Source organism: Egicoccus sp. AB-alg6-2, assembly GCF_041821025.1.
GTDB lineage: Bacteria > Actinomycetota > Nitriliruptoria > Nitriliruptorales > Nitriliruptoraceae > Egicoccus.
Genome location: NZ_JBGUAY010000006.1, coordinates 401789 through 422456, shown reverse-complemented (window position 1 = coordinate 422456; position 20668 = coordinate 401789). Strand labels below are relative to the sequence as shown.

General features: G+C 71.0%; 13 protein-coding genes. 11 read left to right on the top strand and 2 right to left on the bottom strand.

The window, feature by feature from the left end; genetic code table 11:
• Positions 1 to 38 precede the first annotated feature (38 nt).
• Together ACERMF_RS13595 and ACERMF_RS13590 are read right to left on the bottom strand one after the other, a co-directional pair.
• The gene (locus ACERMF_RS13595; RefSeq protein WP_373669641.1) at positions 39 to 5240 is read right to left on the bottom strand and encodes a fibronectin type III domain-containing protein; all 5202 of its coding nucleotides are present in this window, start codon (positions 5238 to 5240) and stop codon (positions 39 to 41) included.
• Positions 5241 to 5397: 157 nt separating this feature from the next.
• The gene (locus ACERMF_RS13590; RefSeq protein ID WP_373669640.1) at positions 5398 to 6180 is read right to left on the bottom strand and encodes an IclR family transcriptional regulator; all 783 of its coding nucleotides are present in this window, start codon (positions 6178 to 6180) and stop codon (positions 5398 to 5400) included.
• A gap of 210 nt (positions 6181 to 6390) precedes the next feature.
• On the opposite strand from ACERMF_RS13590, the gene ACERMF_RS13585 reads away from it, so the two are divergent.
• From ACERMF_RS13585 to ACERMF_RS13535, 11 genes are all read left to right on the top strand, one after another.
• Entirely contained in the window at positions 6391 to 7332 is a 942-nt protein-coding gene (locus tag ACERMF_RS13585; protein WP_373669639.1) for a sugar kinase, read from the top strand.
• Complete coding sequence (locus ACERMF_RS13580) at positions 7329 to 8000, top strand: bifunctional 4-hydroxy-2-oxoglutarate aldolase/2-dehydro-3-deoxy-phosphogluconate aldolase (RefSeq protein ID WP_373669638.1); 672 nt, start codon at positions 7329 to 7331, stop codon at positions 7998 to 8000. Before ACERMF_RS13585 ends, ACERMF_RS13580 begins: the two co-directional genes overlap by 4 nt.
• Positions 7997 to 9367, top strand: a complete 1371-nt coding sequence (locus tag ACERMF_RS13575) for an extracellular solute-binding protein (RefSeq protein ID WP_373669637.1) — start codon at positions 7997 to 7999, stop codon at positions 9365 to 9367. Before ACERMF_RS13580 ends, ACERMF_RS13575 begins: the two co-directional genes overlap by 4 nt.
• A gap of 106 nt (positions 9368 to 9473) precedes the next feature.
• Complete coding sequence (locus ACERMF_RS13570) at positions 9474 to 10412, top strand: carbohydrate ABC transporter permease (protein WP_373669636.1); 939 nt, start codon at positions 9474 to 9476, stop codon at positions 10410 to 10412.
• On the top strand, positions 10405 to 11373 hold the full coding sequence (locus ACERMF_RS13565; RefSeq protein ID WP_373669635.1) for a carbohydrate ABC transporter permease: 969 nt from the start codon (positions 10405 to 10407) through the stop codon (positions 11371 to 11373). Before ACERMF_RS13570 ends, ACERMF_RS13565 begins: the two co-directional genes overlap by 8 nt.
• 46 nt (positions 11374 to 11419) lie before the next feature.
• On the top strand, positions 11420 to 12184 hold the full coding sequence (locus tag ACERMF_RS13560; protein ID WP_373669634.1) for a 3-oxoacyl-ACP reductase family protein: 765 nt from the start codon (positions 11420 to 11422) through the stop codon (positions 12182 to 12184).
• An 8-nt stretch (positions 12185 to 12192) separates the two neighbouring features.
• Positions 12193 to 14052: a heparinase II/III family protein gene (locus ACERMF_RS13555; protein ID WP_373669633.1), complete on the top strand. Its 1860-nt coding sequence runs from the start codon at positions 12193 to 12195 to the stop codon at positions 14050 to 14052.
• Positions 14053 to 14089: 37 nt separating this feature from the next.
• Positions 14090 to 16570, top strand: coding sequence for a right-handed parallel beta-helix repeat-containing protein (locus tag ACERMF_RS13550; protein WP_373669632.1), 2481 nt, complete (start codon positions 14090 to 14092; stop codon positions 16568 to 16570).
• Positions 16567 to 18810 carry a DUF4962 domain-containing protein gene (locus ACERMF_RS13545; protein ID WP_373669631.1) on the top strand — a complete coding sequence of 748 codons (2244 nt, stop codon included), beginning with the start codon at positions 16567 to 16569 and terminating at the stop codon, positions 18808 to 18810. Before ACERMF_RS13550 ends, ACERMF_RS13545 begins: the two co-directional genes overlap by 4 nt.
• Entirely contained in the window at positions 18810 to 19421 is a 612-nt protein-coding gene (locus tag ACERMF_RS13540; protein WP_373669630.1) for a DUF624 domain-containing protein, read from the top strand. Before ACERMF_RS13545 ends, ACERMF_RS13540 begins: the two co-directional genes overlap by 1 nt.
• Positions 19418 to 20656 carry an MFS transporter gene (locus ACERMF_RS13535; RefSeq protein ID WP_373669629.1) on the top strand — a complete coding sequence of 413 codons (1239 nt, stop codon included), beginning with the start codon at positions 19418 to 19420 and terminating at the stop codon, positions 20654 to 20656. The genes ACERMF_RS13540 and ACERMF_RS13535 overlap by 4 nt, the downstream gene beginning before the upstream one ends.
• Positions 20657 to 20668: the final 12 nt, after the last annotated feature.

The window sequence follows — 20668 nt, the reverse complement described above, 5'->3', positions numbered from 1 at the left end:
GGTTGCTGAGTTGTCGTCGATCCGCCAGCACGCCGCGCTCAGCGTCGGCGCGCTGCAGACCTCATGATGGTGTCGCGCTGCTCGGCCGTGATCACGCCGTCGGCCACGAGCTGTTCGGTGACCTCGCTGACGTGTGCCACGAACCGACCGTGGTTGTCGTGCGGGCCGTCGTCGATCAGGTCGTTGATCGTGCAGCCGTCGCCGCGGTCCAGATTGGGCACACCGGTGTCGGCGCCGCGGACCACGACCGTGCTGCGCGTGTCCGGCTGCGCGCAGGGGCCGCAGTTTCGAGGTGTGACGCCCGCATCGCCGAGGCCGCTCGGGCGCACGCCGGTGTCGGCGGTCAGCAGCAGCTTGTCCAGCGCGGCGCCGGGCTCACGGTTGCGGAACCACAGCGTGTGGCGACCCTCGGTGAGCGTGAAGGTGCCCGGGTTGCGCCAGTTCCAGTCCCCGGCGCCGACGCCCGCCTGGACGAGCGGTTCGCCGTCCACCTGCAGCCACAGCGAGTCCGAGTTCGTGTCGAACCCGCGCCCGAGATACCACAGCGCGTAGTCGCCCGTGTCGGTGACCTCGAGGTCGTAGCGCAACCAGTCCTCCGCCGGTTCGTCCCGGGCCGCGTCCGGAGACAGCTGGATCCAGCCCCCGCCGGCACGGTCGTCGTCCTCGTGGACGATCCAGTCCCCGCCGCTGGCCGAGGTCGTCTCGGCCTCGATCCACAGCGGCGCGTCCGCGCCCAGCGTCCAGTGGGGCGTGCAACCCGCGGTGACCGTGACCGTCGTCGACCGTCGGCTGTCGCCGTCGTCGTTGGTCGCGAAGACCGCGTAGCTGTACGTCTCGCCGGCGGTGACGGCGTCGTCGGTGAACGTCGTGGCGGTGATCGCCTCGGCGACCGGCTCCCACCCACCCTCGAGTTCCTGCGTACGGACCACCGTGTAGGTGTCGGCGTCCGCGGCCGCCGCCCAGCTCAGGACGATGTCGTCGCCCAGGAGTCGGGCGGACAGGTCCGTCGGCGACGCCGGCGGCTGGGGTTCGGGCTCGTCGTCTGGGCATCCCGGGGCCGGCAGCGCGTCGCCACCGAGGCCGGTCGGGGTGTGCCCGGACATCGTCAACAGGAACTTGTCGACGTTCGAGCCGGGCTTGCGTGCCTTGAGGTAGAGCGTCACGCGCCCCTCGGGCAGCGTCACGCGGTTGGGATTCGTGGACAGCTTCCAGGTCCACGACCGGTCGAGGTTGAACTGTGAGGACGGCGGTGCGTCGTCGACGGCCACCCACCACGAGTCCGACGAGCTGTCGGGGCCGTAGCCGAGCGCGAGCATCCGGTAGTCGCCTGCAACCGACACGTCGAGCTCGTAGGCGGCCCACGCGTCGGTTTCCGGGTCGATGCTCGGTGCGGTCGGCCCTGCCTGCAGGTAGGCGCCGCCGCTGCGTTCGGCATCGGTGACGACCCGGATGTCCCCCGAGACGGCCTGGAAGTTCTCCGCCTCGACGAAGCTGAGCTCGGTCCCGTCCACCGGGTAGGCCTCGACACACGCGTCCTCGCACGGCGTCGGGGTGAGCGCGTCACCACCCAGGCCGGTCGGGGTGTAGCCGGTGTCGCGGACCAGCAGGAGCTTGTCGATGCGCGCACCGGTCTCGCGGTGGTGGACCGTCAGCGTCTGGAAACCGCCGTCGAGATGCGCGACGCTGGCCGCGGTCTTCCACCGCCACTGTCGCGAGTTGTCCATGATGGCCTGGAACGGTTCCTGGGCGTCGACCTGGATCCAGAAGCTGTCCGAGCTGGTGTCGTCGCCCTGGGCGAGCAGCCACACGCGGTACGCACCCGGCTCCTCGACCTCGAGGTCGAAGCGCAGGTAGTCCTGCCCGGTGGGGGCGGAGCCGGCTCCGCCGCCACCGAGCGACTGCAGGTACGCGCCCCCGGAACGTTCCGGGTCGTCGAACTGCTCGAACGCGCCGGCGAGCACGGCGTGATCCTCGGCCTCGACGTAGTTGGCGACGTCGGGACCGATCGGGATCGTCGGCGTGCAGCCCGCGACCGCCAGCGCCTCACGCGATGCCGGACCGGTGCCCGAGCTGTTGCCGGCATGCACGACGTAGTAGTAGGTCGTGCCATCGGTGACGTCGGTGTCCCGCCACGCGGTGTCGGTCAGATCCTCGGCGACCACCGTGTAGGGGCCCCCGGCCGTGGTGGCGCGGGCGACGTCGTAGGAGGTCGCGCGGGGCGTCGGATCCCACCGCAAGGTGACCTCGCCGCTCCCACGGCCGGTCCGCACGCCGGTCGGGGCGTCGGGTGCTTCGGCGAGCGGTCGGGCCGTGACCTCCTCGGACGGCGCACTCTCGCCGGCGTCGTTGACCGCGACGACCGCGTACCGGTAGGTCGTGCCGTTCGTGAGCCCGCGGTCGGTGAACGCGGTCACGCCGACGTGCGCGACCTCGGCGAACGCCCCGTCACCGCTCGCCCGCAGGACCCGGTAGGTGTCGGCGTCGACGGCGCGGTTCCAGCTCAGCTGCACCGTTCCGTCGGAGGTCACCGCCTGCAGCCCCGTCGGAGCGTCCGGCGCCTGCAACCCGGCCGTCACCGTGACCGACGCGGACGGCGCACTCGCGCCGGCCTCGTTGCGGGCGACGACCCGGTAGGTGTGGTCGGCACCGGTCGTGACATCGGTGTCGCGATGGGCCGGGGCGTCGACCACCGCGATCGCCGCTTCGTCGCCGTCGCCGACGGTGCGGAGGATCTCGTAGTCGACCGCCGTGGCCGTCGCGTCCCAGTGCAGGGCGATGCCACCTTCCTCGGCGCGGGCGCGCAGGCCCGTCGGGGCGTCGGGCGCCGCCTCGGCCGCGCTGAAGATGACGACGAGGTCACCGCCCGCAGGCAGGGTCAGCGTGACGCCGTCGCCGGCGGGTGCTGCCGTCACCGGCGCACCGTCCAGGGTGGCTTCGACGAGCGAACGCCCGGTCGGTGGGGTCAGGGTCAGCTCGGTCGGCCCGTCGGTGTCACGTGCCAGCTGGCCGCTCCAGGTCCGCGGGTCGGCGACGTCGAGGGCCAGGGCGACCGCCCGGTCGGTGGTGGCGATCGGGGTACCGGCGACCGCGACGCTGGTCAGGTCACGGCCCGCGACCTGCTGCAGGGCGTCGCCGACCTGACGCGTCCACACGAACGAGGCGTCCGCCCGCACGCCGTCGGCGGCGATCGTGCCGGCGGTGGCGCGGGAGCCGAAGACGTCGACCCCTGCATCGGTCGTGACGCGGGCGGCCAGGACGTCGCCGACCGACAGGTCGTCGAACGCGGGAGCGGTGTCACCGACCGCGCCCGGCACGAGCACCTTCAGGTACTGCGCCTGCGTGCCGGTCTGGGTGATCTCGAGCTTGGTCACGTCCTCGACGTCGTTCACGGGGTCGGGGTACTGCGCACCGGCCCGGTTGCTGCCGTCGCCGTAGGGGTTGAAGCGACCGGCTGCGGTGGCGACGTTGGCGTCGGTGGGCAGGACGAACGCGTGCATGTTCGCCGCGTCCCCCCACGGTCCGGCCTCGGTGGTCCAGCGCCAGCGGTTGGCGGCGCCGACCAGCTCGCCCCGGTTGTGGTAGCGGGAGATCCAGGTCTTGTCGGTGTCGGCCTGGAGGGTGTCGGCGACGACGAAGTAGTCCTGCCCCGGAAACGCGAGGGCACGGGTGTGGCGGGCGTCGGGGTCGTCGAAGTACGCGGCCGACTTCTCGGCGAAGTCGAAGAACCCGGTGTCGAGGAAGTGCGACGTCGGGTCCGGGTCGCCCAGCGCGGCCCCGTCCGCCGTGATCACGTTGTGGTTGTCCGCACCCTTCCACTCGTTGCGCCCACTGAACCGCTGCGGCCCGAAGCCGTTGTCGTTGGCCAGGATCGTGTTCTCGGCGTCGATGATGAACTGCAGTGCGTCGGCGTGGTCGTGGTTGTTGCTCATCGCCGTGCCCTCGAAGTAGGCCCAGCGGGTGTGTGGCCGCGCGAAGTCCCAGTCGCTGCGGAAGACGGTCGCCCCGCCCCGCGGGCCGGCGTCGAAGTCGATGGTCCCCGTGTCCGCCGCCGGCTGCGTCTCGCCCAGCGAGGAGTCGTAGAGCACGATCTCGTCCGGCCAGGCGTAGTACTGGTTGCGGGCGCCGGTGAAGTCGTCGGGGTAGCGCACGGGTTCGTGGTCGGTGGCGAAGAACCGCCACTGGAACAGCTCGCCGAGGCTGGCCGACGCGTGCAGATCGGTCGGCGTGTCCTCGTACGCGGAGGCGACGGTGACGAGCCAGGTGTGCTTGAACCAGCCGTCCTCGATGTTGGGGGTCCAGCCCTTCGGGTTCGAGGTCTTCAGCTGCCACTCGAACGCGGGCTGCAGCAGCGGGAACAGATCCTGGCCGGCGGCGTTCTTGTAGTGCCACAGGAACGGCGTCGAGTTGATGACCGTGAAGATCCAGTAGTACCCGGCGCCGTCCCGGTGGATGCCGTCGGCGGTGAACATGTAGGACCAGACCCGGTTGAGGTTGGCCATGCCCTTGTCGAGGTAGGCCTGGGCGTCGGGGTCCTCGGCGAACGCCATCGCCCACGAACCCTGCGCGGCGCCGACCTTGGAGCGGTGGTTGTGGCTGCGCACGCCGGGGCGGTCGAGGTACTCGTCCATCCAGGTCGCGCCGACCTTGATCGCGTCGCGCATCGCCTGGACGTCGGTCGCCGGGATCGGGGGGGCGTCGTCGGCGACGCCCTCGGCCATGACCCAGTCGTAGGCGACGGCGTAGTTGGTCATCTGCATCGCGACGTACTGGTCGGTGGTCTGCAGGTTCTCGAACGCCGCGACGAGGTTGGCGACGGCGTGGTCGCGGTAGCGCACGTCACCGGTGATCACCCAGGCGAAGGCGAGCGCCTTGGAGGCCCGGGTCTTGACGTCGTCGTTGTCGCTGACAGGATCGGACAGCCAGCGGTCGGCGTCGGTGACCACCCGGTCCCAGTTGCCGGCGTAGAAGCCATGGGGATCGGGCCGGTCGCCGGCGACCCTCGCCCGCAACTCCGGGATCTCGTCGGCGGTGAAATACAGGCTCGGATGGGTCTCCGCGGCCGGGAGCACCCCGGTCTCGGGGACCACGATGCCCTCCCACCAGGCCTCGTCGGGGTCGTCGCCGGTGGACTCACCGGGGATCAGCGGCGGGCTGGCCGCCAGACCCGGGGTGGCGAGGCTCAGCAGCAGCGCGACGGCCAGCAGGCCGGTCAGCGCCGCACGGGATGCGGTCGCGATCATGGGTGGTCTCCCAGTTCCCGTCTTGCCGTTCACTTATGTGAACGGCGTTCGAGATCTGGAACACTAAGCACAGGGTTGCCCTGACCGAAAGGGCGCTCCCCGTGTGAGCGGCAAGAGCGCACACCACCGCGCGCGGCGGCGGACGACGAGGGCGCCCTCAGTGGCGCTCGAAACCCAGGCGCGACTCGGCGCGCTCGCGGGCGCGCAGCATGGCCTCGACGATGCCGGCCTCGGCGTCGGCGTTCATGCGGATCATCGGTACCGAGCAGCTGATCGCGTCGCGCACCAGGCCATCGCGGCGGATCGCGACCGCGATGCACCGGATGCCCTCGGCGTTCTCCTCGTTGTCGATCGCGTAGCCGCGCGCACGGATCGCGGCCAGCTCCTCGCGCAGCCGCTCGTGGTCGACGATCGTGTTCGGCGTCAGCGCGCGCAGGTGGTCGGGGAGCATCACCCGGACCGCGGCGGGGTCCTGCATCGACAGCACCGCCTTGCCCAGGGCGGTCGCATGTGCCGGCAGCCGTCTGCCGACGGCGGAGAACAGCCGCAAGGGATGCTTCGACTCGCGTTTGGCGAGATACACCACGTCCGCGCCGTCCAAGCGGCCGAGGTGGACCGTCTCGCCGACCTCTTCCGCCAACGCGTCGAGCGTGTCCGCGGTGAGCGCGACCACGTCGTCGCTGTCGACGTACGACGCCCCGACCAGCAGGGCCCGCACGCCCAGGCCGAAGCGCAGGCCGCTGGGGTCGGTGCGGATCCAGCCCATCTCCTGCATCGTGCGCAGGATCGCGTGCAGGCTGGACTTGGGGATCCCCAGGTCGCGCGAGAGCTCGCCCAGGGTGCGGCGTTCGCCGACCGCAGCCAGGTGCTCGAGGATCTCCAGCGTGCGCTCGGACGACTTCACCGGCCGGTGCTGCTCGCGCGTCTCCGTGTCGGTCATGGCGCTCCCCTTGTCGTCGCTCCCCGACCCCCGACGCCACGGTAGCGGCGGGGGCGGCGCCGACCCGGCGGGCCGGCGCCGGATCGGGGCGGCACTTGACGTGCCCGATCGGCTGCGCCTATGTTCGCCTATCAGAACAGCGTTCGCAAGTGTGAACGCCCTGCGAATGGGACGTCGGGGCGGTGGGCGCGAGGCAGAGGCGAGGTACGCGTGGATCTGGTGACCCTGGGCGAGACCCTGGTCTGCCTGACCGGTCAGGAGACCGGTCGGATCGAGACCGTGCGCACCTTCCGCAAGTCCATCGGTGGGGCGGAGTCCAACACCGCCATCGGGCTCGCCCGGCTGGGGCTGGCGTCCTCGTGGATCAGCGCGGTCAGCAACGACGGGTTCGGCGAGGAGATCCTCAAGCTGCTGCGCGGCGAAGGCGTCGACGTCGACGGCGTCGCGCGGCGTCCCGAGCCGACGGGCCTGATGGTCAAGGAGCGGCGGGCCCCCGGCGACGTGCGCGTGCACTACTACCGTCAGGGTTCGGCCGCCTCGTGTCTCGAGCCGGACGACATCGTGGCCGAACGGATCACGGCGGCCCGTCGTCTGCACGTGACCGGCGTCACCCTCGCGCTGGGCGCCGCCCCCCGTCAGGCCGTCGAGCGCGCCGTCGAGATCGCCGCCGCCGCCGGGATGTCGATCAGCTTCGACCCCAATCTGCGCCTGAAGCTGTGGAGCGTCGACGAGGCGATCGACGCCTGTCGCGCGGTGTTCCCCTACGTGACCGACCTGCTCTGCAACGAGCAGGAGGCGATGCTGCTCGCCCGTACCGACACCCTCGATGCTGCGGTCGAGACCCTGATGGGCCACGGCTTCCCCACCATCGTGATCAAGCGCGGCGAGCTCGGCGCCATCGGCTACCGCGACGGGGACGTCGTGCACCAGCAGGCGTGGCCCGTGCAGGCGGTCGACTCGGTCGGCGCCGGCGATGCCTTCAACGCCGGCTACCTCTACGGCCAGCTCACCGACCTGTCGTTCAAGCGATCGATCGAGGTCGGCAACTGGGCGGCGTCGCACGTGGTGGCCCACCTCGGCGACTACGAGGGGTTCCCGACCGCGGCCGACTACCGCATCTGGGTCGACCAGGACGTCGAGGTGACCCGATGACGGCCGTGCCGGGCACCACCGAGGTGGTCGACGCGATCGGAGCGGCGGGCATCGTCGCCGTCGTGCGTACCGACACGCCCGACGACGCCGTGGAACTGGCACGCGCCTGCGCCGCCGGCGGCATCCGCGCGATCGAGATCACCTTCACGATCCCGGACGGCGCGGCGGTACTCCGCACGCTCGGCGACGAGTTCCCCGCCGAGGTCGTGGTCGGCGCGGGCACGGTGCTCACCGACGACGACCTCGAGGCGGCGGCTGCGGCCGGTGCCCGGTTCGCGATGTCGCCGACGGTGGACGCGACCATCATCGAGTCCGGTGACCGGCTCGGGGTCGCGGTCGTGCCCGGCGCGCTGACCCCCACCGAGGTGGGCGACGCGCTGCGCGCTGGCGCCCCCGCCATCAAGATCTTCCCGGCCGCCACGGTCGGGACGGCACACCTGTCCGCACTGCGACAGGTCTTCCCCGGGGCACGACTGGTGCCCACCGGGGGCGTCGAGCCGGACTCCATCCGGCAGTGGAGGTCCGCTGGGGCCTTCGCACTCGGCATCGGGGGAGCACTGAACCACGCGATGCGTCATGGCGGTCCCTCCGCCGTGCACGAACTTGCAGACCACGTGGCCCAGTCCTGGGCCGCGGGCAACACTTCACCGTTGGGAGGCGGCAAATGAGACGGCAACGAAAGCTGCTCGCATCGATCCTGGGTGCGGCACTGATGCTGACAGCCTGTGGTGGCGGCGGTAGCGAGCCGGCAGCGTCCGGCAATGGCGCCACCGACACCCCGGACGAGACCACCGACACGGGCGACGACGGCGACACCGGTGACACCGGTGACGCGACCGGCGACACCGAGGTCTCGGGCACCATCGACCTGCTGACCCCGCTCTTCGAGGGTTCCAGCGGCGCCGAGGCGCTCGAGGGCGAGATCCTGCCCGCGTTCTACGAGCAGTATCCCGACGTGACGGTCAACGTCGAGTACACCACCTACGGCAACCTCAACGAGCGCCTGACCACCGCCGTCGCCTCGGGTCTCGTGCCCGACGTGCTGATGATGGGCGTCGGCTGGATCGAACCGTTCGCCTCGCAGGGGATCCTCAAGGACCTCGGTGAGCTCGGCGTGACGGTCGAGGAACTGTCCGAGGACATCAACGAGGCCGTGCTGCGCGCCGCCCAGTACGACGGGAAGCTGTACGGCATCCCGCTCATGCTCGACGCCCGTATCGGGATCTACCGCAAGTCGATGTTCGAAGAGGTCGGTCTCGACCCCGAGCAGCCGCCCACCAACTGGGACGAGCTGCGCGAGTACGCCAACCTGCTGACCGTCCGTGACGACAACGGCGAGCTGCAGCGGGCCGGCCTCGACCTGTTCGCCCACGACCTGCGCCAGATCTGGATGCCGTTCCTGTTCTCCAACGGCGGCGAACTGTTCGACGAATCGGGCCAGGAGGTCCTGTTCAACTCGCCCGAGGGCGTCGAGGCGCTCGAGTTCATGAACACGCTGGTCAACGAGGACGGCGTCACCGAGGTCGGGTTCTCCACCGGCACGGACCTGCGCCTGATCCAGGTCGACCAGGCCGCGATGATGATCGGTCACAACGACCTGTGGCGCGTGGCGGAGGACTCGAGCCCCGAGATCCTCGACGACCTCGGTGCGTTCGTGATCAACGAGGAGCGCCCGGCGTTCTTCCACGGCGGCACCATCGTCAACGTCGCCGAGAACACCGACAACCCCGAAGCGGCGATCGCCCTGGCCCGCCACCTGGCGGCGCCCGAGGCGGCGCTGATCGCCAACGAACAGCGCGGCAACGTGCCCGTGCACAAGGACCTGCTGGACAGCGAGTACGTCCAGAACAACGCCCTGGTCCAGTTCGTCATGGAGAACCTGGAGTACGCCTACCCCGAGGGCGGCACCGAGGCCTGGATGGAGGCCCGTGGCAACTTCGCCAATGCACTCGAGGAGGCACTGCTCGAGGTCAAGTCACCCCAGCAGGCGTTGGATGATCTGGCCGGCCTGACCGAGGCAGCCATCCAACGCTGACGCGATCGAGGACGGGCGGGGCCCATCCCCCCTCCGCGCAAGCCCCGCCCGTCCTCGGTCCGTTCCCACCGTCCCCGGTGGTCCGCGAGCATCCAGGAGGCCCAACATGAGCGCCGCAGCCCCCGAAGTGGAGGCAGGCGCGGTCGCGCACGCACGGGCGCGCCGCTCCCGCTACCCACGCTTCGAACGCCGACAGCGCCGTGCCGGCTACCTGCTGTGCGCGCCGGCCGTGGCGCACATGGTGCTGTTCACGCTGATCCCGGTGATCGCCGCCCTGTGGCTGAGCTTCACCGACTACCGCGTGTTGACCCCGCCCCGCTGGGTCGGCATCGACAACTACGTCACGATGTTCTCCGACCAGGCGTTCCGCAAGTCGATCTGGAACACCACGGTCTACACCTTCTTCACCGTGCCGTTCGCGATGTTCCTGTCGCTGATGATCGCGGTCGCGCTCAACGAGAAACTGCGGGCGCGGGCCTGGTTCCGCGCCGCGTTCTTCCTGCCACACGTCACCGCGACGGTCGCCGTCGCCATGGTGTGGATCTGGATGTACAACCCGCGGATCGGGCTGTTCAACGCCGCGCTCGGCGTCTTCGGGATCGGCCGGATCAACTGGCTCGGTGACCCGAGCTACGCCATGCCCTCGGTGATCCTGATGGGCATCTGGCAGGGCATCGGGGTGAAGATGCTGATCTACCTCGCCGCCCTGCAGGGCATCCCCGAGCACCTCTACGAGGCCGCGTCCATCGACGGCGCCGGCAAGCGACAGCAGTTCTTCCACATCACGGTGCCGATGCTCAAGTACGCCACCTTCTTCGTCTTCGTGATCTCGCTGATCGACTCGTTCCAGGTGTTCGACTCGATCTGGGTCATGACCCAGGGCGGGCCCGTCAACTCCACGACCGTGATGACCTACGAGGTCTACCGCAGCGCGTTCCAGAGCTTCCGGATGGGGTATGCGAGCGCCCAGGCCGTGCTGCTGTTCGCGATCATCTTCGTGCTCACCGTCCTGAGCAAGCGGCTGACGAGGTCCGACGATGTCTAGCCAGACCGCAACGCCTCCCAACAACGACGCGCTGCAGCAGGGTGCGCCACTGCACCCGCAGCCGCCCCACCACCGCCGGACGGCACGTCCCCCGCGACGCCGGGTCAAGGCCTCCCGCGTGGTGCTCTACGCGACGCTGACGGCCGGGTCGCTGTTCATGGTCCTGCCCTTCGTCTGGATGCTGCTCACCTCGCTGAAGACCCCGGTCGAGATCGCCTCGTTCCCACCGACGTGGATCCCCCGCGAGTGGCGTTTCGAGAACTACCTCGAGGCGCTGCGTGCCGCCCCGTTCGGCTACTACTTCCGCAACAGCCTGTTCATCTCGCTCGGCCAGACCACCGGCACGGTCGTCTTCGGTGCCATGACGGGCTACGCGCTGGCGCGCATGCGCTTCCGCGGGCGCGAGCTCGTGTTCCTGCTGTTCATCTCCATGATGATGGTGCCCACCTACGTCAAGGTCCTGCCCCAGTTCCTCATGATGAAGATGATGCCGCTGTTCGGCGGCAACGACTGGCTCGGGCAGGGCGGCACCGGCTGGCTCGACACCTGGTGGGCACTGATCATCCCCGGCGGCATCAGCCCCTTCGCGATCTTTCTGTTCCGCCAGTTCTACCTGACGCTGCCGCGCGACCTCGAGGAGGCGGCGCGCATCGACGGTATGAGCGAGTTCGGCATCTTCGCCCGCATCATGACCCCGCTGATCAAGCCCGCCATCGCCACGGTGGCCCTGCTGCAGTTCCAGAACAGCTGGAACAACTTCCTGTGGCCGCTGCTGGTGACCACCCGCCAGGACCTGCGCGTCATCCAGCTCGGTCTGGCCGTGTTCCAGCAGTCCGAGACCACCGCCTGGGCCTACCTGATGGCGGGCACGACCTTGGCCACGATCCCGATGGTGCTGCTGTTCCTGTTCGCGCAGCGCTACTTCGTCCAGGGCCTGTCGGGCGTGGCCGTCAAGGGCTGAGCCCGCTCCCACCCACCGACCCCTTCGTCTTTCGAGGAGTTGCACCATGCAGATCGACCTGTCCGGCCGTCGCGCCCTGGTGACCGGCGCCGCCCACGGCATCGGCCGTGCCATCGCCATCGCGCTCGCCGAAGCCGGCGCCGACGTCGTCGTCCACTACGCCAACAGCGCCGACGAGGCCAAGCAGACCGTCGCCGACATCGAGGAACTCGGCCGGCGCGCGGTCGCCGTCAGGGCCGACGCCACCGACGAGGCCGAGGTGCAGCAGCTGCTGGCCGCCGCCACCGAGCAACTCGGCGGTGACCTCGACATCCTGGTCAACAACGCCGGCCACCTCGTCGAGCGGCGTCCGATCGCCGACATGGACCGCGACCTGTGGCACCGCATCATCGACGTCAACGTCCTGTCGGCGTTCCTCGTCAGCCGTGCCGCCATCCCGTCGCTGAAGCGCACCGGAGGTCGCATCGTCAACATGGGTTCGCTGGCGGGCCACAACGGTGGCGGCGCCGGCTCGGTCGCCTACGCGACGGCCAAGGCGGCCGTGCACGGGTTCACCCGGGGCCTGGCGAAGGAGCTGGCCGCCGACGGCATCACCGTCAACGCCCTGGCGCCCGGTTTCATCGGGCAGACCGCCTTCCACGACACCTTCACCCCCGACGAGGCGCGCAAGGGCATCGTCGCCGGGGTCCCGTTGCAGCGTGAGGGCACGCCCGTCGACGTCGCGGGCGCCGTGCTCTACCTCGTCTCGCCCCTGGCCGACTACGTGACCGGGCAGGTCCTGGAGGTCAACGGCGGCCTCCTGATGAAGTGAGCGACGCCATGACCACCGCGACCGGCCACACGTCGCTGGAGGAGCGTTCCTCCAGCGACCGTCCGGGCGTGGCGGACGGCCGCGGCGGGTCGCTGCCGCGCCGCGGCGGGTGGTGGCACGCCTACGTGTGCCCGGTCCACCACGCCGAACTGTGCGAGCCCACCGCCGAGACCGGGGAGCACCACTGCCCGCACGGTTGCGTGCTCGACGGCGAACCCTACGACAGCGCCGCCCTCGTCTACCGCTACCAGGCCGAGGCGAGGCGGCTGCGCACCCTCGCGCACGCGGCCGCGGTCGGGGAGGCACCCGTCGCCGAGGCACACGAGGTGGCCGGCCGTCTGCTGTCGCTGCACGACGCGGCCGGCACGGGCGACTGGAACGACGCCGCCGCGCCCTGGATGCTGCGGGGGAAGCTGTTCCACCAGGCCCTCACCGAGGCGATCTGGGCCACCAACGTCGGCCACGGCCTGTGGACGCTGCGGGCGGCCGGGCTCACCGACCCCGACCTCGACGCCCGGATCGGCGTGTTCGCGGCCGCGGTGTCGGCCAACGTCACCGAGGCCCGCGCGGTCCTGGTCGGCGAGCGCGACGACTTCCCCAACAACTACACCGCCTGGCTCAACGCGGCCGGCGCCGTCGCGGCCTGGCTGCAGGGTGGCGACGAACGGCGGGCGCCGTGGCTGACCGGCGAGCACGGTCAGTTCGCGCACGTCCTGGCCGCGACCGGTCCGGACGGCTGGGAGTGGGAGGGCGCGACCTACTACCACGTGTTCGTGCTCCGGGCGTACCTGCTCAGCCTGCGCGGGCTGCGGGCCAACGCCCTGCCGCCACCGGTCCGCGACCGGCTCGGCCAGATGTTGGCCGTGCTGCCCGCGGTCGCGGCGCCGGGCGGCAGGCTGCCGGCGCTGCACGACAGCCCGTACCGCCGCGACGTGTCCGACCAGGAGGTCCTCGAGGTGGTCGCGATCGGCCGCCAGCTGGTGGCGCCGGAAGGCATCGACGCGGTCGCGACCGCCGCGCGGGCCTCGCTGGGTGACCGCGACGACCGGTTGGACCAACGACTGGGCGGCTGGCTCGAAGGGCGTCCGACGGCACCGACCGGGCTGGCCGGTGGCGGCTCGTGCGACCTGTTCGCCGAGGTCGGCTACACGGTTCTGCGGGCCCCCCGGGGCGCATGGCGCGTCCTGCTCGACCACGGCCCGCACGGCGGCTCGCACGGTCACCTCGACAAGCTGTCGCTGTACGTCGAGTCCGAGGCCGCGTGGCAGCCCGATGCGGGCATCACCCCCTATGCCAGCGCGCTGCGCCAGCACTACGCGAGCACGCGGGCACATCCGACCTTCTGCGTCGACGGCCGCGACCAACAGCCCTGTACCGGTCGTCTCGAACAGTTCGACGTACGCGACGGGCACTCGACGGTGTCCGCCACCGCCGACGACGCCTATCCCGGCGTCACCGCGCGGCGGACCCTGCACCTCGTCGACGGCTGGCTGCTCGACGTCGTCACCCTCGCGGCCGACGACGAACACGACCTGACGTTGCAGTTCCGCCCCGCCGTCCCGGTCACGATCCGCGCCGGTCGTGACGGCGCGTTCGTTCTGACCTGGCACGACCCCGCCGGGGACCTCACCACCTGGCACGTCGCCGAGCAGGCCGCCGCCGTCCGCCCGGTGCCGTTGCCCGGCCCCGCCGACGACCCCGCCCGGACCGTGACCGGCGTCGACTGGACCATCCAGGGCGATGGGGCACGGTTCGTCACCTTGTGGCGGCCCGACGGTGCGAGCGGACCCGACGTCCTCGGGCTCGCCGTCGAGGACGGCCACGCCGTGATCCGCACCACCTCGGGGATCCACCGCCAATCGCTCTGAGCACCGCCCGCCGACCGACCCGACGGAAAGCCGTTCGATGCGCCGCCCCACCGTCCGTGCCGTCACCATCCTGCTCGCCGCCCTGCTCGCGGTCCTGCCGCTCGCCGGCATGGCGGCCGCGGCCGACGAGCCGCCCCGCCCGCTCGACGTCGTCGAGGTGACCGCCACCTCCAGCGACGGCAACATCCCCGAGAACGTGCTGGACGGCGATCTCGCCACGCGATGGTCGGCGCAGACCCTCGACGTCGACGACCCCGAACACCTCACGCTCGACCTCGGATCGGTCCAGCGGGTCGGCTACCTCGGCGTCGCCTGGCACCAGGGCGACCAGCGCCAGGCGCTGTTCGGCATCGCGGTGTCCTCGGACGGCAGCGCCTGGGAGGTGCTCGCCGACGACCGTGCTTCCTCGGGCACCTCGGTCGACCTCGAAGCCGTTGCGCTCGACGGCGTCGACCCGCGGGACGGCGTCGACGCGCGCTACGTCCGCTACCTCGGGTACGGCAACACCGCCAGCGGGTGGAACAGCGTCACGGAGGCGCGCGTGTACGCGCCCCACCCCGACGGCGCGGTCGTCGAGGAGCTGGCCGGCAATGCCCCGCAGCCCGATCCCGACGCCGAGCCCTACACCGCACCGGGACTGACCGAGCCCGACGGGAGCCCACGACCGATTCTCGCCCCCGCCCCGACCACGGGTCGCACCCTCGACGTCACCGACTTCGGTGCCGACCCGGCCGACGACGGCGGTGACGACGCGCCCGCCCTGCGCGCGGCGCTCGAGGCCGCCGTGGCCGGTGACGAGGTCGTCCTGCCGGCCGGCACCTACGACCTGGTGTCCACCATGCCGAGCGACCGCTCGGCGAACCTCGCCCTCCGCAGCGGCGTGTCCCTGCGCGGTGCGGGCGCCGGAGAGACGATCCTGCGCTCGCACCTGTCGTCGGGTGACGGCGCCGGCAAGGTCCTGCGCGGTTACGGCGTCGCCGACGTCGAGGTGAGCGGTGTGACCGTCACCTCCACCTTCAACGGGCCGTTCTCCACCGACCACCAGGCCGACGACGCCGGCGGCGGGCCGCAGTACGGCATCTTCCTGACCGACGCCGCGTCGCGGCCCAGCGAGCGGATCCTCATCACCGACGTGGTGGTCGAGCGCTTCGAGCGGATGGGTGTCCGCGTCGAGAACAGCCGCGACGTCGTCGTCGAGCGCGCCACCTTCCGCGACGCCACCGGCGTCGGTGGCGGGGGACAGGGCTACGGCGTTTCGATCCAGGGGATCGCGAAGACCGACCGGCTCGGGTTCCCCAACGACAGCCGGCACAACGTGGTCCGCAACTCGACTTTCGTCGGCCCGCACCTCCGCCACGGCGTCCTGCTGCAGTTCTTCACCCACAACAACCTGGTCGCCGACAACGTGTTCACCGAGATCGTCCTCGACGCGATCGACCTGCACGGCGAGGACGAGTACCTCAACGAGATCCGCGGCAACGACATCCGCGACGGCGCTGCCGCCGCGATCGCACTCGGCAACACCGGGGGTAGCCCGCCGTCCAACCACGACGCGGCCGGTCCCGGCAACTGGATCCACCGCAACACCATCAGCGGCAACCGCGAGGGCATCAAGGTCCACATGGGCTCGCCGGACACGCTGATCGAACGCAACACGATCACGGCGACCTCGCGCCCCGACCGCGCCGACGGCATCCTCGTCCTCAACGCCCCGGGCACGGTCGTGCGCGACAACACCATCAGCGGCAACCGGGCTCCCGGCTTCTGGGGCATCCGCCTGGCCGTCGATCCCGGCGACCGCAACGCCGACGACGTCGGGGCGGGCATCCCCACCGACGTCACCATCACCGGCAACCGCATCACCGGCAACACCGGTGGACTGTGGGTCGCCGCCGGCGAGGACCTCACGATCGCGGACAACGTGATCCGGGGCAACGGCGAGGACGTCCGGATCACCGAAGCGCCGGCTCCCGACCCCGAACCCGAGCCGGACCCGACCGCCGAGGTGCTGCTGCCGACCGACGACACCATGATCGACAACGGCGCTCCCGACGCGACCGCCGGCGCCGCGACGCTGCTGAAGTGGAAGCAGAACAGCAGCGGGTCGATCCAGCGGCTGGTCTGGTACCGCTTCGAGGTCGACGAGTCGGCGCAGGTCGGGCGCGCCCACCTCGAACTGTCGGCCAAGATCAACGAGACCACCACGACCTCGCCGCCGTTCACCTTCGAGGTGCACGCCGTCGGCGACGCGGGCTGGTCCGAGGACACGCTGACGTGGGACACCGCGACGGTGACGACCCTGACACCCGACAGCCGCGTCGGCACGTTCACGATGTCCGGCCCGCCCGAGGACGTGCAGCGGTTCCGGATCGACGTGACCGACGCCGTGCGAGCCGCTGATGGCGGCGCGCTCACCCTCGTGGTCGGTGACCCGTCAGGACAGAACGTGAACGTGGACAGCTATTCGAAGGAGCGCGGCGACGCCTCGCTGCGCCCGACCCTGGTGGTGAACCGATGACCCAGCCCGACCGCTCCCGTCTGCTGCTGCCCGGCCAGCGCCTCGAGCAGTTGCGCCACGAGGTCGCCGACGTGCGGGCGCCGCAGTTCCGCCGCCTGTACGAGCAGGCCGACTGGTACCGCCACCAGCAGCCGCCCGCCGAGCACCCCACCGCCAGCATCACGTTCTTCGGGCCCGCCGCGGCGAACCTGTCGTTGCTGCACCTGCTCACCGACCAGGACCACTACCTCGACGAGGCCAGGCGGTGGATCTTCACCGCGGCGCGCTACCCCCACTGGGGCAAGGCGCACATGCCCGACCACGACCTCGACGCCGGCTGGCTGTCCTACGGCCTCAGCCTGGCCTACAGCTGGATCGGGGACCGGCTCCCCACGTCCGAGCGCGACGAACTCGAGGAGAAGCTGCTCCTGCAGGGGCAGCGGCTGTACGACTTCGCCGTCGAGTCCGAGGGCGGCTGGTGGTCGAGCTCCTACTGGCAGAACCACAACTGGATCTGTTACGCGGGGTTGGCCACGGCGGGCTATGCGCTGCAGGACCGGCATCCCGAGGCGCGCGAGTGGACCAAGCGGGCCGAGGAGAACTTCCGTGCCGTGCTCGAACTGCTGCCCGAGGACGGGTCCAACTGCGAGGGCGTCGTGTACTGGCGCTACGGGGTGCCCTGGATCGCGACCTACCTCGACGTCCTCGAGCAGGCGACGGGCACCGACCTGTTCCCCGACAGCCCCTACCTGCGTGAGACGTTCTGGTACCGGCTCTACCAGGCGGCTCCCAACCTCGAGGAGATCGTCAACCACGGTGACTGCCACGACCGCCGCAGCGGCCACTCCGTGGCGTTCTACTACCTGCTCGCGCGCAAGTACCGCCTGCCCCAGGCCCAGTGGCTGGCCCGCCAGGTCGCCGAACGTGGCTTCTGGCGCGAGGCCTACGAGTCCGGCGTCAAGCCAGGCGTCATGCCCGAGGCGTTCCAGGAACTGCTCTGGTACGACCCCACCGTGCCCGAGCAGGACCTGCGCGAGCTCCCCACCCAGCGCTACTTCCCCGACCTCGGCCTCGTGGTCGCCCGGAGCGGCTGGGACGCCGACGCCACGATGGTGTCGTTCAAGGCCAGCCCCGGCGGCGGGCACAAGGCCTGGGAGCGGGCGGAGCGGTTCCGGCAGGAACAGCAGTGGGAGACCCTCAACGCCGGTCACCACCACCCCGACGCCAACGCCTTCGTGCTGATCAGCCGCGACGCGTTCCTGGCCATCGACGACGGCTACGCCAACCGCAAGCGCGCGGCCAACCACAACCTCGTGCTCGTCGACGGACAGGGGTTCGTCAACGAGGACCGCTACCACGTCTACAAGCAGCTGCCCTACGAGCACCAGGCCAGGATCCGGTCACACGCCGCCGGGGCCGGCTACGTGCACGCGGTCGGCGAGTCCGCCGCCATGTACGACCCGCAACTGTCGGTGACGCAGGTCGACCGGCACCTGTGGTTCAGCCCGCTGGGCCACACGATCCTGCTGGACCGGCTGGGCGCGGACGAGGACCGCACCTGGACCTGGCTCCTGCACAGCGACCACCCCGCCACCGAGGTGGCCGACCGCCTGCACCGCATCCGCAAGGCCAAGGCGCGGCTCGACGTCCATCACGTGCTGCCCGAGACGCTCCACACCGAGATCGACGAGACCGAGATCTTCGCCAACCCGACCGCGAGCACCCCGAGCCTCGAGATCCGCCGGGTGCAGCAGACGCTGCGGGTGCATGCCGGCCCGGCGCGCCAGGCCACGTTCCTGACGGTCCTCGACCCGCGCGACGACCACGACCCTCGACAGTCGGTCGTCACCGACGTTCCCGCCGACCAGGGACGGGCGGTGCGCATCGAGCGCGACGACGACGTCGAGGTGGTGCTCTTCGAGGCCACCGGCGGGGCCACCGCCGGGACGCTGCACGCGGACGCCGAGGCGGCCGTGACCGCTCACACCGGCTCGCGCGAGATCCTCGGGTTCGCGCAGGGGACCGGCGCCCGTGCCGGCGACCGTGAGGTGGCCGCCGCGGACACCGCCAGCGTGTTCGTGACCTGGGACGACTTCGGGGTGCGGGTCGAGGTCACCACCGCCGACGACGTCGAGGTGACCCTGACCGCCGATCCCCCGGTCAGCGTGCGGCCCGGGACGGTGCGGGTGTCGGCCGAAGCCGAGGGCCGGATCCGCCTCTCGGTGCCCGCCGGTCAGCACTGCGTGGAATGGACCCGCTAGTGGGCGATGCTGCGCCCATGAAGGGCGAACGCTGGGAGACCAGGATGCTCGGGTGGCTCGAGCACCCGGTCAACCTCGTCGTCGGCAACCTGGTCTGGTTCGTCCTCGTCCTGCCGGTGGTCACCTGGTTGAGCGCCGCCGTGGCCCTGGCGTACGGCATCGACCGCTGGTTCGGTGACGGCGACGACCGGATGGTGCGCAACGTCCTCGAGGGCTGGCGGCTGACGTGGCGGCGGACGCTGCCGCTGGGTGTCGTCAGCGGGACCCTCGGCCTGATGCTCGCGCTCAACGCGCTGTTCCTGTCGACCCGTCCGCCGGGCGTCGCGACGGTGCTGCTCGGCGGCACCGGCGCCCTCGGCCTGGTCTGGCTGGCGGTCAACCTGTGGCTGGTGCCGGTGCTGGCCCGGCACCACGACCTGCCGCTGCGGGTGGTGCTGGCCATGGCAGCGACGGCGGCGGTCCGCCAGGCCCCGGTGACGGTCGTGCTGGCCGTGCTGACCGTCCTGCTCGTCGGCGTGCTGGTGGTCTTCTGGACCTTCCTGCCGTTCCTGAGCGCGGCCGTGGTCGTGACCCTGTCGCTGCGCGCCCTCGACCGCGCCGAGTCGGCGTGAGCGCCAGCAGACGCGAGCGCCTCGAGGCGACCTGGCAGCGACTGCGAGGTCTGCCGCTGCCGTTCTGGGTCATGTTCGCCGACACGTTCGTGATGGCCGTCGGCTTCTACCTGCTGATCCCGCTGTTCGCCTACCACCTGCTCGAGAACGTGGCGCTGTCGGCCACGGTGGTCGGTGTCATCGCCGCCGTTCGCAGCTTCAGTCAGCAGGGGATGATGGTCTGGTCGGGCGCCCTGGCCGACCGGATCGGCTACCGCAACGCGATCTGTGCCGGGGTCCTGATCCGTGCGGCCGGCTTCGGCCTGTTCGGCATCGCCGACAGCGTGCCGGTGTTCCTGGTCGGTTCCGTGCTGGCCGGGTTCGGGGGCTCGCTGTTCCATCCCGCCAGCTACGCGACCTACGCCGTGCTGACCGCGACCCGCGACCGGGTGACGATCTACTCGGTGCGTGAACTGCTCTCCAACGGCGGCTTCATCCTCGGCCCCGTCGTCGGCGGCCTCCTGCTCACCTACGACTTCCGCTGGGTGTGCTTCGTCTCCGCCGGCCTGTTCGCCGCCACCTCGGTCCTGACCTGGTTCGGGCTGCCCGCTCTGCGGCGTGACGAGCAGGTGGCGCGTTCCTTCGTGGTCGCGTTGCGCGAGGTCGCCAGCAACCGCACCTTCCTGCACTTCACCTGGGTGACCGGCGGTGCCTGGGCGCTGGTGAGTCAGCTCTACCTCGCCGTGCCGGTCCGCGCCGGCGAGCTGCTGGCCGACGCGTCACAGCTCGGACGCGTGTACGCCGTCGGCGCGATCGTGATGGTGCTCACGCTGGTGCCGTTGTCGCGGATCGCCAGCCAGCGGCTGCACGCCTTCCACGTCATGGCCATCGGCACCCTGCTGCTCGGTGGGGGACTGCTGGCGATCGGGTTCGCGCCCGTCGCCGCCGCGCTCTACGTCGGGGTCGTGGTCTTCACGCTCGGCCAGGTGCTGTGCCAGCCGATGATGAACAACCTCGTGTCGCGCTTCGCCGACCCCGACCGGATGGCGTCGTTCTTCGGCGTCAACGGCCTGGCGCTGGCCGTCGGCGGGGTGGTCGGCAACATCGGCGGGGGCGCGCTCTACCAACTGTCCCAGCAACCGGCGTTCGCGGCGGTGCCGTGGCTGGTCTTCGGGTGTTGGGCCGCGGGTGTGGCCGCGCTCTACGCGCGGGCGGCCCGCACCGTCGAGCCACCTTCGGAGGCCGCGGCCGCCTGAGCGCAGGCGTGC

Bases quoted from the DNA above. Each gene is read 5' to 3' on its own strand.
- ACERMF_RS13580 (WP_373669638.1), top strand. From the start codon at position 7,329: ATGACGGCCGTGCCGGGCACCACCGAGGTGGTCGACGCGATCGGAGCG.
- ACERMF_RS13595 (WP_373669641.1), bottom strand. From the start codon at position 5,240: ATGATCGCGACCGCATCCCGTGCGGCGCTGACCGGCCTGCTGGCCGTC.
- ACERMF_RS13560 (WP_373669634.1), top strand. From the start codon at position 11,420: ATGCAGATCGACCTGTCCGGCCGTCGCGCCCTGGTGACCGGCGCCGCC.
- ACERMF_RS13545 (WP_373669631.1), top strand. From the start codon at position 16,567: ATGACCCAGCCCGACCGCTCCCGTCTGCTGCTGCCCGGCCAGCGCCTC.
- ACERMF_RS13565 (WP_373669635.1), top strand. From the start codon at position 10,405: ATGTCTAGCCAGACCGCAACGCCTCCCAACAACGACGCGCTGCAGCAG.
- ACERMF_RS13590 (WP_373669640.1), bottom strand. From the start codon at position 6,180: ATGACCGACACGGAGACGCGCGAGCAGCACCGGCCGGTGAAGTCGTCC.
- ACERMF_RS13575 (WP_373669637.1), top strand. From the start codon at position 7,997: ATGAGACGGCAACGAAAGCTGCTCGCATCGATCCTGGGTGCGGCACTG.
- ACERMF_RS13555 (WP_373669633.1), top strand. From the start codon at position 12,193: ATGACCACCGCGACCGGCCACACGTCGCTGGAGGAGCGTTCCTCCAGC.
- ACERMF_RS13550 (WP_373669632.1), top strand. From the start codon at position 14,090: ATGCGCCGCCCCACCGTCCGTGCCGTCACCATCCTGCTCGCCGCCCTG.
- ACERMF_RS13570 (WP_373669636.1), top strand. From the start codon at position 9,474: ATGAGCGCCGCAGCCCCCGAAGTGGAGGCAGGCGCGGTCGCGCACGCA.